1 protein-coding gene is annotated in these 6,912 nt (G+C 49.1%); it reads left to right on the forward strand.

The window, feature by feature from the left end:
• Positions 1 to 6,912, forward strand: a 6,912-nt coding sequence (locus tag ACN0RF_RS13350; RefSeq protein WP_417439400.1) for a DUF4347 domain-containing protein, incomplete at both ends; no start/stop codon positions are given.

A 6,912-nucleotide genomic window follows, 5' to 3' on the forward strand; every position in this document is an offset into this window, starting at 1 on the left:
GCAACTCGGTACGGCGACGCTCTCTTCTGACAGCCTTAGCCAATACCAAGCGCAACTTAGTCAGATTGGTGATGTACTGACCGAGGATGGCGATATCCTGCTATATGGCTGTAATGTGGCCGCCGATCAAACGGGTGTCAACTTTATTGGCCAACTGGCGCAAGTGACCGGAGCAGATATCGCCGCGTCGGATGATTTGACCGGCGCTATAGATAACGGTGGTGACTGGCAACTTGAATCACATAGTGGAAACATTGAATCAGTAAATGTAAAAGCATTGCTTTTTAAGCATACACTTGCTTCTGCGACATTTGATTTTGAGCAAGGACCTAATACAATTGGGTCTGGCACTTCAACTGTTCAACATACCGTTGAAGGAGTCCAACTTACCGCTAGAATTGCTGCAAATACATTGCTTGTAAGTAACGTAGGAAGTGAAGCTGGATCTACAGGCTCAACTTTACTTACGCAAGGTAATGGCGGTTCTATAGTAATTGACTTTAACACTCCAATTGATATATCAGAAATCGCGGTAGGCCATTTTGATACCAACAATCAAGTCATTAAGATCTCTCCAAATAATGGCTCTGCCGTAAGTTCTAATTCCCTTCCACAGTATCAAGGCCAAACGATTCTTGTTAACTTCTCGCAAGTTTCTCAAATCACCATCACATTTGACTCGGGCAACTCTTTCAAGGGTCTTGTAGATTCAATAAAATTTACCATTCCAAATGATAACATTGCCCCTACATTCGACTCATCGCCTTCGACTAGCAACATCTCGCATGAAAGCTTAAATTTAGCTGTTGATATCAATGAAGGCGGTAAGATCTATTATATCGTTGTCGCTAATGACGCTTTTGCCCCATCAGCAGAGCAAGTCAAAGCAGGCATAACGTATGATGATGGTAATGGTCGTGGAGCAACTGCAATCACTTCTGGAAGCCAAGCCGTTTCTTCTGGTAATTTTTCCAATACGTTTAATCTAAGTGGCTTAACTGCTAGTACCGATTACGATATTTATGTCGTAGCCGAGGATGATGAAAGTACACCAAACCTTCAAGCCTCTCCCACAAAATTAGATGTCGCAACGACTGCGCCACCAAACACTCCCCCTACCATTTCTAATGCACCTTCTAACATCACGGTAACAGAAGATGTTGCGTCTAGCGTGGGGTTATCTGCTGTAACGTTTACTGATGTAGACGGCGATACTCTAACTTTGACTTTAACGGCTTCTGCAGGCACCTTAGCTGCGACATCCGCTGGTAGTGTAACAGTCACTAACTCAGGCACTAACTCGCTGACACTTTCAGGTACAGCTGACAGTATTAATACTTACTTAGATACCCCCGCCAAAATCCAATACACGGGGGCCACTAACGCCGATGGGGACAATGCGGCAACGATCACGATCAGTGCGACTGATGGTACAGCCAACCTAGCCAGTAACCCAGAGATCACGATTAATATTAGCGCTGTAAACGATGCACCAACGGTAGCGACAAACACTGGAATTACCGTTAATGAAAGTTCGGTTGTTACTATTGCCAATACAGCGCTTAACGAAGGCGATCCTGACGATGAAGGAGCTGGTCTTACTTATACGGTTACCACTGAACCTGGCAATGGGCAATTATTCTTAGACGCCGACAGTGATGGAGAAGTTGATAGCGACGAAGCGCTCGCGCAAAACGCTACTTTTACTCAACAAGATATTAATGATGGCAAGGTTAAATACCTGCACGATGGCAGCGAAACCACGTCGGATAGTATTGGCTTTAGCCTTGCGGACGGTGGTGAAGACAGCGCCGAAGCTCTGACAGGTCAAACCTTTTCGATTACCGTGACAGCGGTTAATGATGCGCCAACGCTTTCCGGTAGTCCTTACAGTTTCACCCCGACGGATGAAGACTCGGCTTCATCTGCGACACAAGTCTCGTCACTATTATCAAGCTTAACTGCAGATGATAGCGAGGGGGCGACCTTAGGTGTTGGCATTAGCGCTGCATCAGGCAATGGGGCGTGGCAATATTCCACAGACAATAGCAATTGGGCGGTATTTGGCACGGTCAGCGATGCGTCATCTCTGCTGCTTGATGCCGACTCATGGATTCGTTATGTGCCTGATAACACAAACGGCGAAACCGCAACGCTCACCTTACGTGCTTGGGATGGCTCTTCAAGCTCAGCATCCACTAATGCCTCAGCCAGTAAAGTATCGACCGCAACCAATGGAGATACGTCAGAGTTTTCTGCTGACACGATAATGGCAAACCTAACCGTCAGCACTTTAAATGATGCCCCGACTGCTTCTGATAAAACACTGAACGCACAAAAGAATACCGCGCTGACTATCAGTACAAGTGATGTTGGCTTTAGTGATGTGGATATCGGCGATGCATTAGCTCAAATCACTGTGAGCACGGCCCCTACCTCAGGCACATTATGGGTCGACAGTGACAAAAACGGCCTGTTAGATGGCAGCGAGGAGGCACTGCAAGATAGCGATACGGTATCCGCGACCGATATTGCCGATGGCAAGCTGACCTTTAAAGCGGCAACCAACTCTTATGGTAGTGGCTATACTACGGTAGGCTTCACGGTCAACGATGGTGATGCCGATGCGGTCAGCAGCAATACTTGGACATTTGATGTCACCGCTGCCCCAGAGCTAGACCTTAATGGCGCGGCAGACGGTGCAAACCACAGCGTCAGCTTTACTGAGGGTCATGGTGCTATCAGTATTATTGATGGGGACGCAACGATTGATGATGACGATGCCAATCTAAAGGCTATGAGCATCGAGATCACATCCGGCGCGAAGGGCAATGATCAGATTAAACTGACTGGTCACTCTGACAATGAGGTGGTCAATGGCATTACCGTTGATTACACGTCTGACCAGCTGATTTCATTATCGGGCTCGGCCACTAAAGCAGAGTATCTGGCGCTTCTAACAGCGCTGACCTTTGAGCAAACTGGCAACGATGTTACCTCCGGTGATCGTGTTCTTACCATCAGCGCAACCGATAGCAGTGACAATACTGGCCCCTCCTCTACCACAACGGTCAGTGTCACAGGCGTTAACGATGCGCCGACGTTAACCGCTACTGGGCAAACCCCAAGCTATCTTGAAGGCCAAGGCGCAAGTGACTTGTACCATACCGTCACTGCTGATGTGATCGAAACCACCTATGGCAATCAAACCTTTACAGGTATGACCTTAACGGTTACCAATGTGCAAGACGGCAGAGATGAGATTTTAACCATCGATGGCTCTGACCTAGCACTGACCAATGGCAATAATATTGCCTCTACGAACACCAATAACCTAAGCATCTCTGTCGCTGTCACAAATACCACGGCTACCGTGAGTTTTACTGGGGCCTCGCTCACTAACGCGCAAATTCAGACCTTGATCGACGCGATGGTTTATCGCAATACCTCGGATAATCCAACCACTGTCGGAAACCGTGTTGTGACCATTACCAGCGTTACTGATAGTGGTGATGGCACAAACAGTAGCGCGCCGAATCTCAGCAGCACGGTTACAGTCACAAGTGTTAATGATGCCCCTGTAATCAGCAATATGTTCACTGAAACTAGTAGCATTATTGTGGGCAATGGGGCGCAGAATGTGAGCTTGTTTGATGATGCCACGGTTAGTAATGCCGATAGTGCTGATTACAATGGCGGCACCCTTCAAATCGCCTACAAATCTGGCGGCATTAATAATGGCAGTTGGAGTGTGGATGGCAGCACGGTGACAAGTGGCGGCGATAGCACGTTTGCAGTAAACGAAACGCTCTCTGTAAGTGGTACAGCAATTGGGACAATCGATGCGACCAATGATGGCCAAAGTGGTCACACTCTAACGGTTAGCTTGAACACCGATGCAACCAACGCCGCGGTGCAGACGCTGCTACAAAATCTGAACTACTCTGCTGCGACTGGAACGGGCGATCGTGTTTTCACCCTGACCTTAGATGATGGCGACGGTAATGATGACTCAGGGGATCCAGATACAGCGGGCGACTTCACCATTTCGGTGACGCCTAATCCGCCAGTACTAAGCAACCTCAATGGCGACAGTGTGAGTGTGTCAGAAGGCAATAGCGTACTGCTGGATTTAAACAGCGACGCGACGTTAACCGATCTGGACTCCAGTACACTAAACGGTGGCGCCTTGACAGTCAGTGTGACCAACAATGCCGATATCACAAGCGATTTATTGTCGGTGGATACTAATGGTGTGGTAAGCCTTGGCGGCACAACTGCAGACTCAACTGTCAGCGTAAACGGCACTCAAATCGGTACACTGGCTAACGCCATCGCAGCCGGTAATGATTTTGTAGTGAACTTTACTGATGATGCTGCTGCTACACCTGAGACAGTACAGTCCCTAATACGAGTACTGAACTTCACCCCAACAGGTGATACACCCACTGCGTCAACACGCACGGTGAGTATCAGTGTGACCGATGATACGGATACCAGCAGTCTAACGAACACCGTGTCTGTGGCGGTTTCAGCGGTGAATGATGCGTCTAGCATCACCAAGCTTATGACAGATATTAGCGTTACCGAGGATATCGCCAACAACCTACAACTCACGTCCAATGGTGGCGCCTTGACCATCGAGGATGTGGACGCGATAGGTGATGCGGTACTGACAATGACCGCTAACGCTGGGACTTTAGTCGCATCCAATGCTGACGGTGTAGAGATTGGTAACAGCGGCCAGTCGAGTATTACGCTGACGGGTACACTCAGTGAATTAAATACTTACTTATCCGATGCAAGCCATGTGAAATACACATCGGCACTTAACGCCGAAGGCAATGATGCCGCCACGCTGTCTCTGGCCCTTAACGACAATGGCTCCAGCACCAACCTAGGCTCTATCAATATTGATATCACTGGCACTCCAGATGCGCCAGAAGGTGCGGATAAAACCATTTCTATTCGTACCACACAAACCCACACCTTTAATGCCAGCGATTTTGGGTTTAGCGATGTGGACACGGGTGATGCGTTAAAGCGTGTACAAATCAACTCACAGACCCTGAACAGTGGGGCGCTGACGCTAAGCAATATCGCGGTCGATAATGGCGATTGGATTACGGTAGGAGACATTGGCAACTTAGTGTATGACCCATCTGGGATGGGTAGCGATTTCTTTACCTTCACTGTCGAAGATGACAGCACTAGCAATGAAACGGATACAACGCCGAATACCATCACTTTGAATGTGACTAATCCGCCATCGCCACCACCAGCGCCGCAGCCAGAACCAGAACCAGAACCAGAACCAGAACCAGAACCAGAACCTGAGCCAGAACCAGAACCTGAGCCAGAGCCAGAGCCAGAACCTGAGCCGCAGCCAGAACCTGAGCCAGAGCCGCAGCCAGAACCTGAGCCAGAACCAGAACCTGAGCCAGAGCCGCAGCCAGAACCTGAGCCACAGCCGGAACCTGAGCCACAGCCGGAACCTGAGCCACAGCCGGAACCTGATGAGGTCGATGGTGCGCAAGTGACTACGACGGAAGAAACAGATGATAGCGGTGATACCATTCAGAAGGTAACGGTCGCACCGGTCTCCAGTGACCGCACCGACAGCAATAGCACCACACCGGAAGCCGATGTGCCGTTGCACTTTGCCAACAATAATGCCAATCAAGTGGTGACGACGGTCAGTTTGCCTACAGGCATCGGTATGACAGCGCGTTCAAACACCACCGCCAGCACGCAAAATCAACGAGATAATCTGATTTCGTTAATCGATGATAGTGCGGCCGGTGAAGGCGACTTAAGCGATATGGAAAACTCTGGTAGCCGCTTCCTTGAAAACCTAGGCAATGCGGACAACCTTTGGGTCAATCAAGTTACGCTGACGTCAAACAGCTCAACGCCGTCTAGCACCCCGATTCGTATCACAGGATCAAACTCATCTGAGAACCAAGAAGCACTGGTCATTGATACCCGTGCCTTGCCTGCTGGGACGATTATTGATTTGGATGACATCGAGTTTGCAGTGATTGTCGGTAACCATGTCACCATTCGTGGCGGTGGCGGTGCCAACATTGTCTATGCCGGGGCCAATTCTCAGAACATTGTCTTAGGTGAAGACGACGATGAACTGCACGGCGGCGCGGGTGACGATGTGATCGGTTCCAAAGGCGGCGACGATGAACTGTACGGGGACAGTGGTAACGATACCGTGGTCGGCGGCACGGGCAGTGATACCTTATATGGTGGTACCGGTAATGATGTACTTCAAGGGGGTCAAAGTGTGCAAGGCAACGTGAGCTTTGCACTAAATAACGCAGGACAAATCGTCACGACCTTTACCCCTGATGACATTGATCTGAGCGATACGCAGAACTTTAGCTTCAGTGGGGATTGGTATAGCCATGCTTCGTTAATCAATGATGGCAAAGCGTATGCCATCAGCTTAAAAGAAGACAATTTGAGCAATGTGGAAGCGGTAGGGCTTATGTACCAAGCGACCGAGTCGTATTCGTTTATCGCGCAAACTGGACACAACTTGGTTACTCTAAGCACTAGCTACCACGCCATTTTTGGGATGCTACCAGACAGTGACACACTCAATGACCTGGCAGCCTCCTCGCTCCCTATGGCGCGTCTTGGTGAAATTGGCTACCAAATTTGGCACGCTGAACAAGGCAGCCTATTTGGTTTGTTATCACAGGAACAGCAAGTGGGACAATTGGTCTCTGACTTTACGGGCACCATTGATCAAGCGTTGCAGGATGATGCGCTTGTTATGCTGAATGCGGGAAACAGTTGGGCTGACGTATTCTTACATTTGGCACAGTCTGAACCCGCGCAAACGCACTTGATTAATGATCAAGGGTTAATTGAACTGACTACGGCAACTCATTTGGG

Origin of the sequence: Idiomarina sp. (assembly GCF_048260185.1) — a bacterium.
Taxonomy (GTDB): domain Bacteria; phylum Pseudomonadota; class Gammaproteobacteria; order Enterobacterales; family Alteromonadaceae; genus Idiomarina.